Here is a 19,001-nt window from a genome sequence, read left to right on the forward strand (position 1 = left end):
ATAACAAAACACACTACGAGGTGTACTATTTTTACCCGAGTCGCTAATTTTTGCCGTAAAGTGCTGAGCCGCGAAGAGAGCATGGCGAACGATGCTATTGCACAGCCACACATGTCGGTCATTCCGCGTGAGCAGCACAATATTTCCCGCAAAGATATCAGTGAAAATGCCCTCAAGGTGCTCTATCGTCTGAATAAAGCAGGCTACGAGGCCTATCTCGTCGGTGGCGGGGTTCGCGATTTACTGTTGGGCAAAAAACCTAAAGATTTCGACGTGACGACCAGCGCCACGCCTGAGCAGGTGCGTAAATTATTCCGCAACTGCCGTCTGGTTGGCCGCCGTTTCCGCCTGGCGCACGTGATGTTTGGGCCGGAAATTATTGAAGTGGCAACCTTCCGCGGTCACCACGAAGCGGGCGTCAACGATCGCACGACCTCCCAGCGCGGCCAAAACGGCATGCTGCTGCGTGACAACATCTTCGGCTCTATTGAAGAAGATGCTCAGCGCCGTGATTTCACCATCAACAGCCTTTACTACAGCGTGGCGGATTTCACCGTTCGCGATTACGTCGGCGGGATGCAGGACCTGAAAGAAGGCCTGATTCGCCTGATCGGCACGCCGGAAACGCGCTATCGCGAAGATCCGGTCCGCATGCTGCGCGCCGTGCGTTTCGCCGCCAAGCTGAATATGCGCATCAGCCCGGAAACCGCGGAGCCGATCCCTCGTCTGGCGACGCTGATTAACGACGTGCCCCCTGCCCGTCTGTTCGAAGAGTCATTAAAGCTGCTGCAGGCAGGCTACGGGTTTGAAACCTACAACCTGCTGCGCGAATACAACCTGTTCCAGCCGCTGTTCCCGACGATCACCCGCTACTTTACCGAAAACGGCGACAGCGCCATGGAGCGGATGATTGCGCAGGTGTTGAAGAACACTGACACCCGCATTCACAACGATATGCGCGTGAATCCGGCGTTCCTGTTCGCGGCCATGTTCTGGTACCCGCTGCTGGAAACGGCGCAGCGCATTACTCAGGAGAGCGGCCTCGCCTATTATGACGCTTTCGCGCTGGCGGCAAACGACGTGCTGGACGAAGGCTGCCGCACGCTGGCGATCCCGAAACGTATCACTACTCTGGTGCGCGATATCTGGCAGCTCCAGCTGCGCATGTCCCGCCGTCAGGGTAAACGCGCCTGGAAGCTGATGGAGCATCCTAAGTTCCGCGCCGCGTTCGATCTGCTCTCTCTGCGTGCTGAAGTCGAAAGAAACCAGGAGCTACAGCGCCTGGCGCAGTGGTGGGGAGAATTTCAGGTCTCTGCACCGCCGGAGCAGAAAGATATGCTCACGGACCTGGATGATGAGCCAGCACCGCGCCGTCGTCACCGCCGCCCGCGCAAGCGCGCACCGCGTCGTGAAGGCACGGCATGACCCTTGCGTATATCGCCATCGGCAGCAATCTGGCCTCTCCGCTGGAGCAGGTTAACGCTGCCGTTCAGGCGCTGGGAGACATCCCCCAAAGCCGTATCGTGGCGGTCTCCTCGTTTTACCGTACGCCGCCGCTTGGCCCGCAGGATCAGCCTGACTATCTGAACGCCGCCGTGGTGCTGGAAACGGACCTTGACGCAGAAACGCTGCTGGATAATACCCAGCGCATTGAGCTACAGCAGGGCCGCGTACGCAAAGCCGAACGCTGGGGACCGCGCACGCTCGACCTCGATATTATGCTTTTCGGCCACGAGGTGATTAACACCGAACGCCTCACCGTTCCGCACTACGACATGAAAAACCGCGGGTTTATGCTCTGGCCGCTGTTTGAAGTCGCCCCCGATCTTACCTTCCCTGACGGCATCACGCTGAAGGCCGTTCTGCAAAGCCTCAACGCGGAAAAACCGGCCCGCTGGTAATCCCGTGTTACCGTCGATTATCCATTTGTTAATTGTGGTTAATCGATTGCCTAAAATCATTGTTCCCTCGAATGTTACTGTTAGAATGCGCAAAGATTCGCTTTTGGGCCATCAGGAAACAGTATGAAACCAACCACCATCTCCTTATTGCAGAAATGCAAACAGGAAAAAAAACGCTTCGCCACCATCACCGCGTATGACTACAGCTTCGCCAGACTGTTTGCCGAAGAAGGGATCAACGTCATGCTGGTCGGAGACTCGTTAGGGATGACGGTACAAGGACATGATTCCACTCTGCCGGTAACGGTGGAGGATATTGCATACCATACGCGCGCCGTACGCCGGGGTGCGCCAGCCTGCCTGTTACTTTCCGATCTGCCGTTTATGGCGTACGCCACGCCGGAGCAAGCCTTCGACAACGCGGCGGTCGTGATGCGTGCCGGTGCCAATATGGTCAAAATTGAAGGCGGCGCGTGGCTGGTGGATACGGTGAAAATGCTCACCGAGCGCGCCGTACCGGTTTGTGGTCACCTGGGGCTGACGCCGCAGTCCGTCAATATCTTTGGCGGCTATAAGGTGCAGGGCCGGGGCGATGCGGCGCAGACGCTGTTTGATGATGCCTTGGCGCTCGAAGCCGCGGGCGCACAGCTGCTGGTTCTGGAGTGCGTGCCGGTTGAGCTGGCAAAACGCGTCACCGAAGCGCTGTCGATTCCGGTTATCGGTATCGGCGCGGGTAACGTCACCGACGGCCAGATTCTGGTGATGCACGATGCCTTCGGGATCACCGGCGGGCATATTCCAAAATTTGCCAAAAATTTCCTGACAGAAGCAGGCGACATGCGTGCTGCTGTGCGGCAGTATATTGCCGAGGTTGAGTCCGGCGCTTATCCGGGCGAAGAACACAGTTTCCATTAAGGAGTCAAGGTGTGTTAATCATAGAAACCCTGCCGCTGCTGCGTCAGCACATTCGCCGTGCACGTCAGGAAGGTAAACGTATCGCACTGGTCCCAACCATGGGCAACCTGCACGACGGCCATATGAAGCTGGTCGATGAAGCCAGAGCGCGCGCAGATATCGTGGTGGTCAGTATCTTCGTTAACCCAATGCAGTTCGATCGCGCAGACGACCTGGCACGCTACCCGCGTACCTTGCAGGAAGATTGCGAGAAGCTCAAAAAACGTCATGCGGATATCGTCTTCGCACCGGCTCCCGCAGATGTATACCCTCAGGGTACCGCTGAAGCGACCTACGTGGACGTACCGGGCATCTCAACCATGCTTGAGGGTGCCAGCCGTCCGGGCCACTTCCGCGGCGTATCCACCATCGTCAGCAAGCTGTTTAACCTGGTGCAGCCGGACATCGCCTGCTTTGGCGAGAAAGACTACCAGCAGCTGGCGCTGATCCGCAAAATGGTTGCCGACATGGGCTACGATATTGACATCGTCGGCGTGCCGATTGTGCGGGCGAAAGATGGCCTGGCGCTCAGCTCCCGTAACGGCTATCTGACCGCCGAACAGCGGAAGATCGCGCCGGGCTTAAGCAAGGTGATGAACGCCATGGCGGAACAGCTTCTGGCGAAAGCGTTAAGCGCGGAAGAGATCGTTGCTATGGCTGAACAGACGCTGAACGACAAAGGCTTCCGGGCGGACGATATTCAAATCCGTGATGCCGACACGCTGCTTGAGCTTACCGATACCAGCAAACGCGCGGTCATTCTGGTGGCTGCATGGCTCGGTCAGGCCCGCCTTATCGACAATAAAGTGGTTGAGCTGGCGTAATTATCTTCCCTCCCCTCGGTCGGGAGGGGCTAACGCATTGAATAAAGGTAAACGTAATGATTCGCAAAATGCTGCAAGGCAAGCTTCACCGCGTGAAAGTCACCCAGGCCGACCTGCACTATGAAGGTTCCTGCGCCATCGATCAGGATTTCCTTGATGCTGCGGGCATCCTTGAAAACGAAGCGATTGATATCTGGAACGTTAATAACGGCAAACGTTTCTCAACCTACGCTATTGCCGCCGAACGTGGTTCAAAAATCATCTCCGTTAACGGCGCGGCCGCGCACTGCGCGGACGTAGGCGATATTGTGATTATCGCCAGCTTTGTGATGATGTCCGATGAAGAAGCGCGTCGCTGGCAGCCTAAGGTCGCCTACTTTGAGGGCGACAACGATATGAAACGTACCGCCAAAGCAATTCCGGTTCAGGTCGCCTGATTCCGACGGGGAGCGGAACGCTCTGGTTCCGCTCCCTGAATGATAAAAAATACATTATTTTTTATTGTTTAAATAACATCTTCTCATTCATTCGCCCTATTTCCCGCTCTTTTCCAGCGTCTCTTTTCTGAAAAAAACATTCCCCTGAATGATATAAAAAAGAAAATGATCTTTGCCATTTATAATCTGAGCGCGCCAATAGTATACCGGCACAATAAAAAACCGCCCTCTTCATTCAGTTAAAATAATTTTCAAGATCATTTTCAATAACTTATCGAACGTTCATTTTTTCTAACGATGACTTTTAGCAATTTTAAATATCAAACCCATTCATAGATCCCTATCATCATTTTGCTTGAATTAAGTCAGTAAAATGTTTTTTAAATGGAATTTTAATCATGTTAAAGAAAACGTTATTAGCTTCAGCTGTAGCTTTGTTCGCAATAGGTTCTTTTTCAGCAATCGCAGATACGGATCTCGGTTTAATCACCTTTGATGGTGCGGTAACAGACACAACATGTAATATTTCCACCTCGAATGGTGAAGCACAAAATAATATTACTATTACCTTACCCGTTGTTAAAAAATCTGAAGTTGAATCCACCACCGTTGATACCGGCGTCGGCTCAAAGAATTTTGAACTGCTGCTCACCAATTGCCCTGGGTCATTAAAGAGTGCCTCTGCAAGCTTTATGTCAAAAAATATGGGGTCTGTTGCGAACGGTACCATCGAACCCGATGCTGGCGTAGCAGGCTCTGCAACCAACGTTGCACTTGCCCTGTATAACAATGCCCCAACCGTCTCTTCTCGTATTATGGTGGGTCAGCCTGGCAATAATACGCAGAAAGCAGACCTGAATGCCGGCTCCGGTAAACTGTTCTACCGCGTTGCTTATGTTCCAGGCTCCAGCTGGGTGAAAGACACCAGCCCCGTGCAGTCAGGTAAAGTCAGCGCCAACGCCTACTTCACCATGAGCTACGAATAATTTTATCCGTCCCGTTAATGTGCCCTGCCGGGCACATTTTTTCGTATTATTTGAGAATAAACATGTACGTACTGAATATTAAGAGCGGATTAAAAGCCCTGCTGCTGGCCTCGGTGAGCGTTTTTGCTCTTAACGCCAGTGCAGATATTGTGATTTCCGGCACCCGCGTCATTTATCCTGAATCGGCAAAAGACGTAACGGTGTCTATGGATAACCGCGGCACCCGGCCTTTACTGGTGCAAACCTGGCTCGATGACGGAAGAGATACCACTAATCCTCAGGAGCTGAAGCTTCCTTTTATTGTCACGCCTCCCGTTTCGCGTGTTGAACCGCAAAAAGGGCAAACCGTCAGAATCACCTGGCTTGGTCAGTCGTTGCCAAAAGATAAAGAATCCCTGTTCTGGTTTAACGTTCTGGAAGTTCCGCCTAAGGCAAAGGATAGCGACAGCCAAAGCATGCTTCAGCTTGCATTCCGTACCCGCATAAAACTCTTTTTCCGGCCTACCGGTTTGAAAGGAGAACCGACAGACGCGGCCAAAAATCTTAAATGGACTCAAATCCGGCAAGGTCAAAAAATCGTTTTAAGCGCGAAGAATGATTCGCCTTATTATGTTTCGCTGGCCAGCGCAACGCTTATTTCAGGCGCTAAACGCTACGAGATCGAAACGCATTATATTGAGCCGTTCTCAAGCCAGACCATGAACGTGAAAAATTACACAACTTCTGGAAATATCAAAATAACCTGGCAAGCCATCAATGATTTCGGCGGAATTGATAAGTATGAGTCAGTACAAAATTGATTCCATATCCGCTTCGTATCATTCGTAAAAATTATAATTAGCTTAGCTCTGGGACAGAGTACATTATGCGGTTTAGACGTTCGCTACTATGTTTGTCGATAAGTGCGGTATTGCCGTTCTGTGCATTTGCTGCTGAAAATAATAAAGAAGAAGACGTGCAGTTTAACGATCAGTTTCTTTATAACACCGGCGCATCAATTGATGTCAGCCGATTTTCAAAAGGCAACCCTGTTCTTGCCGGAACGTATAAGGTGAAGGTGATTATTAACGGGAAACCTTCCATTACCACGGATCTTCTGTTTAAGGATAATGGCACACCGCGCGCCACTCCCTGCATCACTCGTAAACTGCTCACCCAAACAAATGTGGCAGCCGGGAAACGTAAACCAGCCGGGGATGATGCTGAAGAAACGTGTGTCTCTATGTCGAACGCCTATCCCGGCTCACGCGTGGCTTACGACCCTTCCACGCAGGAGCTGGATCTTTCTATTCCCCAGGCTTTCGTCATTCAGCGCCCGGCGGGTTTTGTCGACCCTTCACTCTGGGAAGACGGAATCCCGGCGGCGATGCTCTCATGGGATCTTAACGGCTGGCACGCAGACACGAATGATTACAGCACCGATACGGCCTATGCCGGGTTACGCTATGGAGCAAACCTGGGACCGTGGCGACTGCGTGCACGAGGTAACCTGAACTGGGCTCAGGATTCCGGTACCCATTACGCCAGCCAGGACATTTATCTTCAGCGTGACGTCACGCCGCTCAAAGCACAGTTTATCGCGGGAGATTCCTATACCCGTGGGGATGCTTTTGACTCCATCAGCCTGCGCGGGGCACGTTTATATAACGACGACCGTATGCTTCCCAATGGCATATCGACCTATGCGCCGGTGATCCGGGGCGTGGCAAACAGCAACGCCAAAGTCACGATCGCCCAAAGCGGAAACACAATTTACGAAACCTCCGTGCCGCCGGGCCCCTTTGAAATCTCGGATCTCAGTACAACAGGATACGGTAGCGATCTCATCGTCACTGTAGAAGAAACGGATGGTAGCAAACGCTCCTTCTCGGTCGCCTATTCCTCGGTCGCGCAAATGCTTCGCCCTGGCTACTCCCGATGGGACGTGGGCGTGGGTGAACTGCGTGACGACAGCCTGCGCGACAAGCCACGGGTTGGTTACGCCACGGGCTATTACGGATTATCCAATACCTTTACGGGCTATGCGGGTGTGGAGTACACCGATAGCGATTTTTACGCCGCACTGTTGGGTTTGGCGATGAACACCCAAATCGGCGCATTCGCCTTTGACGTCACGCATTCTGATGCCCGGATCGACGGCTTACGACATCTTACGGGCGAAAGTTATCGCATCTCCTACAGCAAACTCATGGAAGCCACGAATACCTCTTTTAACGTCGCAGCATACCGGTTTTCGACGTCTGACTATCTCAGCCTGAGCGATGCGGCCTCCTTGACCAACGAGATCAAATACCGTGACAGGGAGCGTAACCCTGACCGTAACAACAGCGATGTGTATCAGACTTTCCAGCGCATGAAGAACCAGATCCAGGTGAATATCAGCCAGCCGTTGGCCGTTAACGACCTTGATTTGGGGTCGCTCTACGTCAACTCAACCTGGCAGGACTACTGGAATGAAAGCAGCTCATCAGCGCAATACTCTGTTGGCCACAGTCATTCTTTAAGCTGGGGAAGCTACAGCCTCTCCGTGCAGCGCACCTACAACGAGTTCGGGGAAAAAGATGACAGTATCTACCTGAACCTCACTATCCCCTTCGACACGCTGATGGGTAACGGCAAACGGGCTGGCGGGTTCTCCTCACTCACGACGGGCATCGGCAGCGATCTTAAAGGTGGCGGAAGTTTTAACGCCAGCGCCAACGGCAACACCGAAGATAATCGGTTCAGTTACAGCATCACCGAAAGCACCACCCGTAGCGACGATACGTTAAACCAGCTGAGCGGTTACGGCAGTTACAACGGCCCGTACGGCCCGCTGAGCCTTTCCGTCTCCGCATCCGATGACGATACACGACAATATTCCGCCAGCTATAGCGGCGGGATGGTTCTGCACGCTGGCGGCGTAACGCTCGCGCCCGGCAGCATCAGCGAAAGCGATACGCTTGCGTTGATTAAAGCAGAGGGAGCCGAGGGAGCCCGCGTCTCCATCGGTAACGGTGAAATCGGGTCCTCAGGCTATGCCCTTATGCCCTATCTGTCTGCCTACCGTGAAAACAGCGTAGGCCTTGATATCAGCGCTATGCGCTCTGACGTTGAAGTCAAAAATACCCGCTCCACCACCGTCCCCCGCAGCGGTGCCGTTGTGCTGGTTAACTTTGAGACCGACCAGGGGCGTTCAGTGCTAATGGAACTGACGCGTGACGACGGTGGCTTTATTCCGCTGGGTGCAGATGTTCAAACTGAACAAGGCGTTTCCGTGGGTAGCGTAGGCCAGGCCGGGCAAGCCTGGATCCGCGGAATTGAAGATAAAGGGTTGTTAAACATCGTCTGGGGCAGCGAGGCCGGCACATCCTGTACCGTCTCCTACCACATCCCACCGGATGCGAAAAAGATTGGACCGACAACGCTGCTGACAGGCCAGACCTGCCACATCACGGCATTATAAAGGGAGTTAAAACATGCTTTTTAAACCTGGGAAAAAAACAGGATTACGGATCTTAAGTTCGGGGCTGATGGTACTGTCGCTCGGAACATACGCCGATAAACTCGATATCACCTTTACCGCTAATATCCGCGACACCACCTGCGATATGAAAATTGAAGGCGGCAGCGGGGATGGCTCCAGCAACGTTATTCCCATTGGTACTAACGGCAAGGTGCGCCTGGATTACATCATCCTGAAAAATGCCAAAGCAACGACCAACTTTAAGCTCAAAATGGTCTCTTGCCCGTCGAGTCTGACATCCCTGAAAACCACCATTAGCGGTAGTGCCAGCCCGCTGACTACGGCAGTTAAAAACTCACTCTCCGGCGAGGGCAGCGCGGAGAACATTGGCGTGGCGATTTCCCGTACCGCCACTCCGGACCAACCCTTCGTCATTAATTCATCCACCGATACGCAGCGCCTCGTCTGGTCGAGCGGAGAGATCAGTGCTGGCGAAGTTTCACTCCTGGCGACGCTGGTGGAAACCGCAAGCGGGCAAGGCATGACCGGCAACTTTAGCGGTATCGCTACGTTTAATTTCACCTATGAATAACTGGCGCAATACGGAGCGTTGATATGAAAAAGAAAATGACTTCACTGGTGCTTGCGATGGCTGCCATTCTGCCTTCCGTTTCTTCAGGCGCCATTACGGGTACGACAAGCGTTCAGGCCACGTTCACCTCCACCATTGAGGCTGGTACCTGTAATGCCGAGATTCAGGATGCGAGCGGAGCCCCCATAAGCATTTTGCCGTTTGGCGATGTGTTTAAGTCCGACCTGGTGAGCCAGAACCGAAGAGGGGCATTCAAAATCGCGTTCACCAACTGTGCCGGGGTAAAAAATGCCGCCATTCAGGCCACGCCGGGTGCGGGTGGCGCCTGTACCGGCAATGCCAGAAATGGAACCTCATATGCAGCCGGGCATAACGTTGGTTTTGAAATCTGGAAGGGGTCTGTCGACTCGGGTTCCCTGCTGAACTGCGCCACAGCCCCGACTTCTGTCGTTAACCTGTCTAACGGGACGGGGAAATTTGAAATGGACGCGCGCATCGTCATTGCTAAAGATAAAACAATTTCTGACGTGACCACGGGTTCGGTCAGCGCTCCCGTGACCTTTATCGTGACCTATCAATAATGTTTATTCAGACAGGTAGCTTAAACAGGATGTTCCACTCCCGCTTAATCTTCAGAAAGGCGACGCCATGGCTCGCCCTCTGCCTGGGGTTTCCCGCAGCAGGTTTTGCCTCGAGCCTGGACATGGATATGACGGCAAACATTATCAACAATACGTGCCAGGTGAGCGTGCCAGAAAATGGAAACGTGACGCTGCCAACGGTGGGAAAGGGGTGGTTTTATACCGCTGAGGGCACCGATAGACTAACGCCAGCAGACCCTGCGGGAGGAACTCGCTTCATGATTCAGGTGGTGGACTGTAGCGGAGATGAATCCGGTTCCGGGCAGGCGCTGCACTTCACCTTCAAACCGCAGGGTGCCCAAACTGCCGGCATATCAAAACAGATATTCAGTAATGATACGCCTGCCCTGACAGGCGGCGCTGAAAATGTCGGGATTGTAATTTTTTCGGAATCGACTAATCAAAACGTCCTCGACAGCGAGGGGCAGTCTGATGTGGAGGTCAAAATAGCGACCCCATCAGACCAACAAAGCTATTTGAAAGCGTATAACTTTTACGCCCGCTATCAAAATTACGGCCCGGTCAGCGCAGGAAAAGTGACCGCGCGCGCATTAGTCAGCGTGACATATCGCTAACAGGCAACGCTAAAAGGAATAACTATGGCACAGCGTCCTGGGATAACTGTTTCCCCACGTTTTTACGGTTTTATTATTTTATTTATGTGCTTAACCATGAACGCTTTTTACGCCCATGCAGATATTGAGTGTAAATTTCGATTTGGCGACACACAGTCCATCGGCGACTATAATGGCGCAAAGCCGACCCTGCAAATCGTGGATAATGTCGCTGTTCCTACAAAAATCAGCTCGCTATATCGCCTGAATCTGAGCCCCGGATTAAGTAGTAAATGCACGATAGGAAAACATGGCGAAAACATTTTCACCCTGGCAGACGCCAGTCTGTTAGTCGGCAGTATTGATGGTAAAGCTTTATTCAAAACCAATGTAACCGGAATAGCCTATGCTCTGGCTTTTGGCACAGTAGACAATACTGCCACGGCCTATTTCGCTCCCAGTACGAGCTGGTTTCTTGCATTACACATGAATGACCAGGATGAGCTGCTGGATAATCGCTCCTGGCGGGTCATGGTCGAATTTTACCAACTTCCCACGTTTGCCGGTATTCCTGCTAACGTAGTATCTATTGGCCCGGTTGGTGGAACAATTGGAAAAATTACCATTGGAGACCCGGGTTCCGATCCAGACGATCATCCCAAACCGACCATTACCATAGCCAATATGGCCTTCATTACACCAATAGAAAAACCCACCTGCACGCTCACGGCTCCCAAAACCGTAGACCTGGGGGATTATGGTGTATCCGATATCGAGAACGATAAAACCATAAACGCCGATTTTGGGGTGACAGGGAATTGCACCAACACCCGTAAAGTCACCGTGAAGTTGACCACCAGTAAAACAACCGGGACTGATGGCTCATTACTCGCCAACACCGCATCGTCGAACGCGGCAAAAGGCGTGGGCGTGTTACTGAAGTGGCCGAACAACAGGCAGATAGTGCCTAATTCAACTAGCAGCTATACCACACAAGAGAACACTACCCTTGCCCTATTCAGCTGGTTACTTACGGCCCGGTTAGTTAAGTCTGGTACAGAAAAAGTCACCTCTGGCACGTTCAGCGCCATCGGCACATTGCAGTTCACGTACGAGTAGCTTAACCCTGCGGCTGGTTGCTGATCAGCCGCGACATGGTCTCCAGCGAATCCGTTCTTAAGATATACAGGCGCTTCAGCAAGAACGGATTATCCCCCGGCTTTACCTTCCCCTTCATCGTTGTCACCGCCAGATGAAAACCGGCGTCATTCGCGGCCTTTATCGCTTTATTGTCGTAGCCGCCAAACGGGTAAGAGAGATACAGCACGCGCGGGTTAAACTGCGCCAGCGCCCGGCGCGAGCGTTCAAAATCAAACAAAACCACGTGATAGCTGCGGCTCAGTAAAATCGGATGTTTATACCCGTCCACCCGGTGCAGGAAGTGCGTATGGGACTGAATATCAAACACGTCCTGGATGCCCTTAAGCTCCTGAATGCTCATAAACTGTAGCGATTTAGGATCCCATTTCTGCGGATGTCTCTTAATGCGGGATGAGATAATAAACGCCGTGGCGTTGAAACCGTACTCTTTCAGAACAGGGTAAGCGTAGCGGCTCACTGATTTCAGCCCGTCATCAAAGGTGATCGCCACCGATTTGGCAGGCAGGTTCAGTTTGTTACGCACGTACCCTTCCAGCTGATACATCGTCAGGGTGGTATATCCCTGGTCACGCAGCCAGGCCATCTGGTTATTGAACGCGCGCACGCTGGTGGTGGTTGACGTGTGTCGAAAGCGCGTGTTCTCTTCATCACGCAAAATATGGTGGTAGGTCAGAACCGGCAGACCGTTGTCCTCCTGCGCGTCCAGGCTGCTTATCCACGCCAGACGATTACCAATGCGGATCTGATACCAGGTCTGATTCAGGCGGTCTTTAAGCTTATTCAGGATGGGATAACGCAGGTTGGCGCTAAGGGTGCCAAACGGCGCACTTCCGCTGCTGGGGGCGTTGTAGACGGGCGTGTCTTTCCATGTGATGAGGTTTTGGTTGCTGAGCGGCTTGTTCAGATCGCCCAGGCTGTCCTCCACGCGCTGCTTACCCTGCACTTTCTCCAGGTGGTCTTTATCAATAAACCCGGTACCGAATCCAAAACGAAACTCGTAGTAGTCAGCCGCCGCCGGAAAAACGGCGAGGATCTGCCCGGCACGGACATTGCCCACGTTCACCACGGCGTTGCCCACCTGCGCCCAGATGGCCGCATCCTCAGTGGTTTGCATATATTGGGAAGGAAGCCCCTGCTGCGCTGTCAGGCTGGCAGATGCCCCACCGGAAACCAGCAGCAACAGGATAAAGATAACGCGCTTGAGCATGGGATATAAATCGACACGGAAAATCAGTCGCTATTGTAGCAAAAGCGGCATCAATACCAATGTTTAATGCTTATACAGATCGTGAAGCAGAACGAAAGGCGGGTTCTTCTGCTGCTGGTGCCACAGGCTGCTAACCCCCGGCGCCCCCTGCGCCACAATGGCGTGACGAAACTCGGCACTGCTTAATGATGCGCGAAGCGGGTACATGGCTTCGAGCAAAGGCAGGCTGATACCGGAGATCACTTCACAGCTGTCGTGCTTGTGGCTCATCAGGGCGGCCGCGCGGTAAGGCGCCGCGCCGGACCTGTCGGTGAGAAAAATCACGCCATCGCCGGAGTCGGTTTCATGCAGCGCGTCGCACATCATGCGGCTAAGCATGTTGGTGCTTAATCCGCGCCAGTAATTGACCGCACGACACTGCGCCAGGGGGCCAAATCTGGCTTCCAGCTTATCCAGCATAACCTGTGCCTGTTCATCGTGGCAGGTGATAACCCATCCCAGCATAACGTCTCTCCTTAGCAGGCAAGTAGTTTAGCCGAGTGAAGGTTAGTTTACGGTGATAACTGTCAAAGAAAGTGCCCGGCAAACGGAACGTTGCCGGGCTGAGGATTAGCTGCGCAGACCGCGCCCGCGCTGAATCAGATACCAACACAGCAGATAGAACGCCACGATAAAGACCACCAGCACCATTACGGTAGTAAACAGCGGCACATCAGTGATACCGAGGAAACCAAAGCGGAAACCGCTGATCATGTAGACAATCGGGTTCAGGTGCGACAGCGCCTGCCAGAACGGCGGCAGCAGCGTCAGGGAGTAGAACACCCCGCCAAGATAGGTCAGCGGCGTCAGCACGAAGGTCGGGATCAGGCTGATATCGTCAAACGTTTTGGCGAACACCGCGTTCAGCAGTCCGGCCAGCGAGAACAGGATTGCGGTCAGCAGCAGCGTCAGCGCGACGAACAGCCACGAATGAACCTGAAACGGGACGAAGAACAGCGAAATGGCCGTCACCAGGATCCCTACGCACAGGCCGCGCGCCACGCCGCCGCCGACGTAACCGGCGATGATCACATGCGTTGGCACCGGCGCCACCAGCAGCTCTTCAATGTTGCGCTGGAACTTGGCGCTAAAGAACGACGACGCAACGTTTGCGTAAGCATTGGTGATCACCGCCATCATGATCAGGCCCGGCACGATAAACTGCATATAGGTAAAGCCGTGCATCTCACCAATGCGGGAACCAATCAGATTACCGAAAATGATGAAGTAAAGGGTCATGGTGATAACCGGCGGTACCAGGGTTTGCACCCAGATGCGCATAAAGCGGTTGATCTCTTTCGCCCAGATGCTTTTCAGCGCGACCCAGTAAAGATGCGTCATGCCTTGTCTCCTTGTTTGTCGTGCACCAGAGAGACAAACAGCTCTTCCAGTCGGTTTGCTTTGTTACGCATGCTTAACACCTGAATACCCTGCGCGCTCAGCTGTGAGAACACGCTGTTGATGCCCTGCTCGCGCAGCACTTCCACTTCCAGCGTCGAGGTATCCACCAGGCGATAGTTGTAGCCCTCAAGCTTCGGCAGCGCGCTTTTCGCCGCCAGATCGAGGATAAAGGTCTCTGACTTCAGCTTGGAGAGCAGATTCTTCATCGAGGTGTTTTCCACCAGCTCGCCGTGCTGAATGATGCCGATGTTGCGGCACAGCATTTCCGCCTCTTCAAGATAGTGCGTGGTCAGAATGATGGTGGTGCCCTTATCGTTCAGATCCTTCAGGAATCCCCACATGGAACGACGCAGTTCAATATCCACGCCTGCGGTTGGTTCATCGAGAATAAGCAGCTTCGGTTCATGCATCAGCGCGCGGGCAATCATCAGGCGGCGCTTCATGCCGCCGGACAGCATCCGCGCACGCTCGTTACGCTTCTCCCACAGGTCGAGCTGCCTGAGGTATTTTTCGCTACGCTCAAGAGCCTCTTTACGCTCAACGCCGTAGTACCCCGCCTGGTTAACAACAATCTGCTGCACCGTTTCAAACGGGTTGAAGTTGAACTCCTGCGGCACCAGCCCCAGCTGACGCTTGGCGTTGACCACATCTTTTTGCAGATCGTAGCCAAATACGCTGACGCGGCCGGAGGTTTTGTTCACCAGAGAGCTGATAATCCCGATAGTGGTGGATTTCCCCGCCCCGTTCGGCCCCAGAAGGGCGTAGAAATCGCCCGCCTCGACTTTGAGATCTATCCCGCGTAGCGCCTGAACGCCGCCGGGATAGGTTTTTTTGAGCTGTTCAAGCTCCAGTGCAATCGCCATGAATTCAACTTACCTTAAGTTCTGACACACGTTGTGTGGTTTCATTAAAAGTCGGGTTACCCTATAGTAGCGCAACGCAATCACTTGGTTACAGGTCGCTAACCTCCATGAACGACATAGATACACTCATCAGCAACAATGCACTATGGTCAAAAATGCTGGTGGAGGAAGACCCCGGATTTTTTGGAAAACTAGCACAAGCGCAGAACCCGCGCTTTCTCTGGATTGGATGTTCCGACAGCCGCGTCCCCGCCGAACGTCTGACCGGTCTTGAACCCGGCGAACTGTTTGTTCACCGTAATGTTGCTAACCTGGTGATCCATACCGATCTTAACTGCCTTTCGGTCGTTCAGTATGCCGTGGACGTTCTGGAGGTCGAGCACATCATTATTTGCGGCCATTACGGCTGCGGCGGCGTACAGTCGGCCATTGAGAACCAGGAGCTGGGGCTGATTGATAACTGGCTGCTGCACATCCGCGATATCTGGTTCAAACATAGCTCACTGCTGGGTGAAATGCCGCAGGAGCGTCGTCTCGACACCCTGTGCGAGCTGAACGTGATGGAACAGGTCTATAACCTGGGCCACTCTACCATTATGCAGTCGGCATGGAAACGCGGGCAAAAGGTCTCAATTCACGGGTGGGCGTACGGTATTCATGATGGCCTGCTGCGCAATCTGGAAGTGACCGCGACCAACCGCGAAACCCTGGAGCAGCGTTACCGTTCAGGGATTGCTAACCTCAAGCTCAAGCACGTTAACCATAAGTAAAGCAGTAGGTTTTCTCCCTCTCCCACAGGGAGAGGGCCAGACTAAGGACATCAGACCGCACTACTCGTCCAGAATCACAACCTTCCCAACGTATGGCAGATGGCGATAACGCTGAGCGTAATCAATGCCGTAGCCCACCACAAATTCATCCGGGATAGAAAACCCGACGAACTCCACCGGCACCTGCACTTCACGACGCTCAGGTTTGTCCAGCAGCGTGCAAATCGCCAGGGATTTTGGCCCACGCAGGCTCAGGATCTCGCGTACCTTAGAGAGCGTGTTGCCGGAGTCGATGATGTCTTCAACGATTAACACGTCTTTGCCACGAATATCTTCATCCAGATCTTTCAGGATTTTCACATCACGGGTTGTGGACATGCCGCTGCCGTAGCTGGAGGCGGTCATAAAATCGACTTCGTGCGACACCTGCACTTCACGGCACAGGTCTGCCATGAACATGAAGGAGCCACGCAACAGACCCACCAGCACCATTTCGCTGCCGCTGTCCTTGTAATGTTCGGTGATTTGACGACCCAGTTCGGCGATACGCGCTTTGATCTCGGCTTCCGGGATCATCACTTCAACAGTATGTTTCATATTACTAACCACATGATTTTAATGAAAATCTCTCAATGCTGGTGACTACTATTCCGGCATCGAAACGCAAGCCAGCCATTATATCAGCAAATGGCTAAGCCTGGCGTATGAGTTATAAAAAGCAAATATTGTGATTCCGATCACACTTGTTAATACCTATAATTAATTGCTAGCAAATAATTAACAAAACTGACGAGTATTTTTCTATGGCTGAAACAAAAACTAAGCAGCCGCGTTTACTGGTGACATTAACAGCCGCGTTTGCCGCATTCTGCGCGCTGTATTTGTTAATCGGTGGCGTCTGGCTGGTCGCTATTGGCGGCTCCTGGTACTACCCGATTGCGGGTCTGGTTATGGTTGGCGTAACCGTTCTGCTCTTGCGCAGAAAACAATCTGCCCTGTGGCTTTACGCGGCACTGCTGCTCGCGACCATGATCTGGGGCGTCTGGGAGGTCGGGTTCGATTTCTGGGCACTCACGCCGCGCAGCGACATTCTGGTCTTCTTTGGTATCTGGCTGATCCTGCCGTTTGTCTGGCGTCGCCTGATCGTTCCGTCCAGCGGCGCCGTGGCCGGCCTGGTCGTTGCCCTGCTGATCAGCGGCGGCATTTTGACCTGGGCCGGGTTCAACGATCCGCAGGAAATTCACGGTACGCTGAACACGGAATCCACGCCTGCTGCGGCTATCTCGCAGGTGGCCGACGGCGACTGGCCAGCCTATGGTCGTAATCAGGAAGGTCAGCGTTACTCTCCGCTGAAGCAGATCAACGCGGACAACGTGAAAAACCTGAAGGAAGCCTGGGTATTCCGCACCGGCGACCTGAAGATGCCGAACGATCCGGGTGAGCTGACCAACGAAGTCACCCCGATTAAAGTGGGCAACATGCTCTACCTGTGTACGGCGCACCAGCGTCTGTTCGCGCTCGACGCGGCCACCGGTAAAGAGAAATGGCACTTCGATCCGCAGCTGAACTCCAATCCGTCGTTCCAGCACATCACCTGCCGCGGCGTTTCTTACCACGAAGCGCGCGCTGACAATGCCAGCCCGGAAGTCATCGCCGACTGCCCTCGCCGCATTATGCTGCCGGTGAACGATGGCCGCCTGTTTGCGATTAACGCTGAAACCGGCAAGCTGTGCGAGACCTTCGCGAATAAAGGTATCCTGAACCTGCAGACCAACATGCCGGACACCACGCCGGGTCTGTATGAACCAACCTCCCCGCCGATCATCACCGATAAAACCATCGTGATTGCCGGTTCGGTAACCGATAACTTCTCTACCCGTGAAACCTCTGGCGTTATCCGCGGTTTTGACGTGAACACCGGTAAGCTGCTGTGGGCCTTCGACCCGGGCGCGAAAGATCCAAACGCGATCCCGTCTGATGAACACACCTTTACCTTCAACTCACCGAACTCGTGGGCACCGGCCGCGTATGACGCGAAGCTGGATCTGGTTTACCTGCCGATGGGTGTGACCACGCCGGATATCTGGGGCGGTAACCGTACGCCGGAGCAGGAACGTTACGCCAGCTCCATCGTGGCGCTGAACGCAACCACCGGTAAGCTGGCATGGAGCTACCAGACCGTTCACCACGATCTGTGGGATATGGATATGCCGTCCCAGCCGACGCTGGCGGACATTACCGTGAACGGCAAAACCGTACCGGTAATTTATGCCCCGGCGAAAACCGGCAACATCTTCGTGCTGGATCGCAGCAACGGTAAGCTGGTTGTGCCTGCGCCGGAAAAACCGGTTCCGCAGGGTGCCGCCAAAGGCGACTACGTCACCAAAACGCAGCCGTTCTCTGACCTGAGCTTCCGTCCGGAAAAAGACCTCAGCGGTGCAGACATGTGGGGTGCCACCATGTTTGACCAGCTGGTATGCCGCGTGATGTTCCACCAGCTGCGCTACGAAGGGATTTTCACCCCGCCTTCAGAGCAGGGGACGCTGGTCTTCCCGGGTAACCTGGGGATGTTCGAGTGGGGTGGGATCTCCGTTGACCCTAACCGTCAGGTCGCTATCGCTAACCCAATGGCGCTGCCGTTCGTATCCCGCCTGATCCCACGCGGTCCGGGTAACCCAATGGAGCAGCCGAAGGACGCGAAAGGCAGCGGTACCGAAGCCGGTATCCAGCCGCAGTATGGCGTACCGTTTGGCGTGACCCTGAACCCGTTCCTCTCTCCGTTCGGTCTGCCGTGTAAACAGCCTGCCTGGGGTTACATCTCCGGTCTGGATCTGAAGACCAACAAGATTGTCTGGAAGAAACGTATTGGTACGCCACAGGACAGCATGCCGTTCCCGATGCCGGTTCCGGTGCCGTTCAACATGGGTATGCCAATGCTGGGTGGCCCTATCTCCACCGCCGGTAACGTGCTGTTCATCGCGGCAACCGCAGATAACTACCTGCGCGCGTACAACATGACCAACGGTGAGAAGCTGTGGCAAGGCCGTCTGCCAGCCGGTGGACAGGCAACGCCGATGACCTATGAAGTGAACGGCAAGCAGTACGTCGTCATCTCTGCGGGCGGTCACGGTTCGTTTGGCACGAAGATGGGCGACTATATTGTCGCGTATGCGTTGCCTGACGAAAACAAGTAACTGAAAAGCCGGGTGGCGGCTACGCCTTACCC

The 19,001-nt window shown here is 53.7% G+C and carries 19 protein-coding genes; 14 read left to right on the forward strand and 5 right to left on the reverse strand.

The features are described 5' to 3' along the window. Window positions 1-27: 27 nt before the first annotated feature. The 12 genes from pcnB (at window position 28) to IM304_RS05630 (ending at window position 11,453) form a co-directional block, all read left to right on the forward strand. The gene (gene pcnB / locus IM304_RS05575; protein WP_209007156.1) at window positions 28-1,425 is read left to right on the forward strand and encodes a polynucleotide adenylyltransferase PcnB; all 1,398 of its coding nucleotides are present in this window, start codon (window positions 28-30) and stop codon (window positions 1,423-1,425) included. Next, the gene (folK, locus tag IM304_RS05580; RefSeq protein WP_193355764.1) at window positions 1,422-1,901 is read left to right on the forward strand and encodes a 2-amino-4-hydroxy-6-hydroxymethyldihydropteridine diphosphokinase; all 480 of its coding nucleotides are present in this window, start codon (window positions 1,422-1,424) and stop codon (window positions 1,899-1,901) included. Before pcnB ends, folK begins: the two co-directional genes overlap by 4 nt. 123 nt (window positions 1,902-2,024) lie before the next feature. Beyond that, the gene (gene panB / locus IM304_RS05585; RefSeq protein ID WP_193355766.1) at window positions 2,025-2,816 is read left to right on the forward strand and encodes a 3-methyl-2-oxobutanoate hydroxymethyltransferase; all 792 of its coding nucleotides are present in this window, start codon (window positions 2,025-2,027) and stop codon (window positions 2,814-2,816) included. An 11-nt stretch (window positions 2,817-2,827) separates the two neighbouring features. Further along, window positions 2,828-3,679: a pantoate--beta-alanine ligase gene (panC, locus tag IM304_RS05590; RefSeq protein WP_148420119.1), complete on the forward strand. Its 852-nt coding sequence runs from the start codon at window positions 2,828-2,830 to the stop codon at window positions 3,677-3,679. Between the two features lie 56 nt (window positions 3,680-3,735). After that, window positions 3,736-4,116 carry an aspartate 1-decarboxylase gene (gene panD, locus IM304_RS05595; RefSeq protein WP_006810068.1) on the forward strand — a complete coding sequence of 127 codons (381 nt, stop codon included), beginning with the start codon at window positions 3,736-3,738 and terminating at the stop codon, window positions 4,114-4,116. A 398-nt stretch (window positions 4,117-4,514) separates the two neighbouring features. Then, window positions 4,515-5,102: a fimbrial protein gene (locus tag IM304_RS05600; RefSeq protein ID WP_193355767.1), complete on the forward strand. Its 588-nt coding sequence runs from the start codon at window positions 4,515-4,517 to the stop codon at window positions 5,100-5,102. A 62-nt stretch (window positions 5,103-5,164) separates the two neighbouring features. Then, a complete protein-coding gene (locus IM304_RS05605) occupies window positions 5,165-5,902 on the forward strand; it encodes a fimbrial chaperone (RefSeq protein ID WP_193355769.1) in 738 nt (245 codons plus the stop codon). Between the two features lie 65 nt (window positions 5,903-5,967). Continuing rightward, the gene (locus IM304_RS05610; RefSeq protein ID WP_193355770.1) at window positions 5,968-8,547 is read left to right on the forward strand and encodes an outer membrane usher protein; all 2,580 of its coding nucleotides are present in this window, start codon (window positions 5,968-5,970) and stop codon (window positions 8,545-8,547) included. 13 nt (window positions 8,548-8,560) lie between these two features. Then, window positions 8,561-9,139 (forward strand): fimbrial protein, encoded by a 579-nt coding sequence (locus tag IM304_RS05615; protein WP_148420115.1) that lies wholly within the window; start codon window positions 8,561-8,563, stop codon window positions 9,137-9,139. A gap of 23 nt (window positions 9,140-9,162) precedes the next feature. Beyond that, window positions 9,163-9,720 (forward strand): fimbrial protein, encoded by a 558-nt coding sequence (locus IM304_RS05620; protein ID WP_148420114.1) that lies wholly within the window; start codon window positions 9,163-9,165, stop codon window positions 9,718-9,720. Window positions 9,721-9,749: 29 nt separating this feature from the next. Beyond that, window positions 9,750-10,355 carry a fimbrial-like protein gene (locus tag IM304_RS05625; protein WP_193355783.1) on the forward strand — a complete coding sequence of 202 codons (606 nt, stop codon included), beginning with the start codon at window positions 9,750-9,752 and terminating at the stop codon, window positions 10,353-10,355. Window positions 10,356-10,379: 24 nt separating this feature from the next. Further along, entirely contained in the window at window positions 10,380-11,453 is a 1,074-nt protein-coding gene (locus IM304_RS05630; RefSeq protein WP_193355772.1) for a fimbrial protein StkG, read from the forward strand. Window position 11,454: 1 nt separating this feature from the next. Here IM304_RS05630 and IM304_RS05635 read toward each other — a convergent pair whose 3' ends face one another. From IM304_RS05635 to IM304_RS05650, 4 genes are all read right to left on the reverse strand, one after another. Then, window positions 11,455-12,702: a polysaccharide deacetylase family protein gene (locus IM304_RS05635; RefSeq protein WP_193355774.1), complete on the reverse strand. Its 1,248-nt coding sequence runs from the start codon at window positions 12,700-12,702 to the stop codon at window positions 11,455-11,457. A 63-nt stretch (window positions 12,703-12,765) separates the two neighbouring features. Beyond that, window positions 12,766-13,206 carry a PTS sugar transporter subunit IIA gene (locus tag IM304_RS05640; protein ID WP_176608693.1) on the reverse strand — a complete coding sequence of 147 codons (441 nt, stop codon included), beginning with the start codon at window positions 13,204-13,206 and terminating at the stop codon, window positions 12,766-12,768. Window positions 13,207-13,311: 105 nt separating this feature from the next. Continuing rightward, window positions 13,312-14,082, reverse strand: a complete 771-nt coding sequence (locus IM304_RS05645) for an ABC transporter permease (RefSeq protein WP_176608694.1) — start codon at window positions 14,080-14,082, stop codon at window positions 13,312-13,314. After that, a complete protein-coding gene (locus IM304_RS05650) occupies window positions 14,079-15,005 on the reverse strand; it encodes an ABC transporter ATP-binding protein (RefSeq protein ID WP_148420108.1) in 927 nt (308 codons plus the stop codon). The genes IM304_RS05645 and IM304_RS05650 overlap by 4 nt, the downstream gene beginning before the upstream one ends. A 107-nt stretch (window positions 15,006-15,112) precedes the next feature. Here IM304_RS05650 and can point away from each other — a divergent pair, with 107 nt between their 5' ends. Next, on the forward strand, window positions 15,113-15,775 hold the full coding sequence (gene can, locus IM304_RS05655) for a carbonate dehydratase (RefSeq protein ID WP_148420107.1): 663 nt from the start codon (window positions 15,113-15,115) through the stop codon (window positions 15,773-15,775). A 60-nt stretch (window positions 15,776-15,835) separates the two neighbouring features. Here can and hpt read toward each other — a convergent pair whose 3' ends face one another. Continuing rightward, window positions 15,836-16,372 carry a hypoxanthine phosphoribosyltransferase gene (gene hpt, locus IM304_RS05660; RefSeq protein WP_148420106.1) on the reverse strand — a complete coding sequence of 179 codons (537 nt, stop codon included), beginning with the start codon at window positions 16,370-16,372 and terminating at the stop codon, window positions 15,836-15,838. 206 nt (window positions 16,373-16,578) lie between these two features. Here hpt and IM304_RS05665 point away from each other — a divergent pair, with 206 nt between their 5' ends. Then, window positions 16,579-18,969, forward strand: coding sequence for a glucose/quinate/shikimate family membrane-bound PQQ-dependent dehydrogenase (locus IM304_RS05665; protein ID WP_193355775.1), 2,391 nt, complete (start codon window positions 16,579-16,581; stop codon window positions 18,967-18,969). The last annotated feature ends 32 nt before the right edge of the window (window positions 18,970-19,001 follow it).

This window comes from Enterobacter cloacae complex sp. P40C2 (assembly GCF_014930695.1).
In the GTDB taxonomy this organism is placed as follows: Bacteria; Pseudomonadota; Gammaproteobacteria; order Enterobacterales; family Enterobacteriaceae; genus Enterobacter; species Enterobacter pasteurii.

Excerpts from the sequence above, each read along its gene's own strand:
- IM304_RS05665 (WP_193355775.1), top strand. The coding sequence starts at position 16,579 with ATGGCTGAAACAAAAACTAAGCAGCCGCGTTTACTGGTGACATTAACA.
- IM304_RS05630 (WP_193355772.1), top strand. The coding sequence starts at position 10,380 with ATGGCACAGCGTCCTGGGATAACTGTTTCCCCACGTTTTTACGGTTTT.
- IM304_RS05620 (WP_148420114.1), top strand. The coding sequence starts at position 9,163 with ATGAAAAAGAAAATGACTTCACTGGTGCTTGCGATGGCTGCCATTCTG.
- panB (WP_193355766.1), top strand. The coding sequence starts at position 2,025 with ATGAAACCAACCACCATCTCCTTATTGCAGAAATGCAAACAGGAAAAA.
- IM304_RS05635 (WP_193355774.1), bottom strand. The coding sequence starts at position 12,702 with ATGCTCAAGCGCGTTATCTTTATCCTGTTGCTGCTGGTTTCCGGTGGG.
- IM304_RS05605 (WP_193355769.1), top strand. The coding sequence starts at position 5,165 with ATGTACGTACTGAATATTAAGAGCGGATTAAAAGCCCTGCTGCTGGCC.
- IM304_RS05640 (WP_176608693.1), bottom strand. The coding sequence starts at position 13,206 with ATGCTGGGATGGGTTATCACCTGCCACGATGAACAGGCACAGGTTATG.
- panD (WP_006810068.1), top strand. The coding sequence starts at position 3,736 with ATGATTCGCAAAATGCTGCAAGGCAAGCTTCACCGCGTGAAAGTCACC.
- IM304_RS05645 (WP_176608694.1), bottom strand. The coding sequence starts at position 14,082 with ATGACGCATCTTTACTGGGTCGCGCTGAAAAGCATCTGGGCGAAAGAG.
- IM304_RS05650 (WP_148420108.1), bottom strand. The coding sequence starts at position 15,005 with ATGGCGATTGCACTGGAGCTTGAACAGCTCAAAAAAACCTATCCCGGC.
- IM304_RS05600 (WP_193355767.1), top strand. The coding sequence starts at position 4,515 with ATGTTAAAGAAAACGTTATTAGCTTCAGCTGTAGCTTTGTTCGCAATA.
- IM304_RS05615 (WP_148420115.1), top strand. The coding sequence starts at position 8,561 with ATGCTTTTTAAACCTGGGAAAAAAACAGGATTACGGATCTTAAGTTCG.
- folK (WP_193355764.1), top strand. The coding sequence starts at position 1,422 with ATGACCCTTGCGTATATCGCCATCGGCAGCAATCTGGCCTCTCCGCTG.
- hpt (WP_148420106.1), bottom strand. The coding sequence starts at position 16,372 with ATGAAACATACTGTTGAAGTGATGATCCCGGAAGCCGAGATCAAAGCG.
- IM304_RS05625 (WP_193355783.1), top strand. The coding sequence starts at position 9,750 with ATGTTCCACTCCCGCTTAATCTTCAGAAAGGCGACGCCATGGCTCGCC.
- IM304_RS05610 (WP_193355770.1), top strand. The coding sequence starts at position 5,968 with ATGCGGTTTAGACGTTCGCTACTATGTTTGTCGATAAGTGCGGTATTG.
- can (WP_148420107.1), top strand. The coding sequence starts at position 15,113 with ATGAACGACATAGATACACTCATCAGCAACAATGCACTATGGTCAAAA.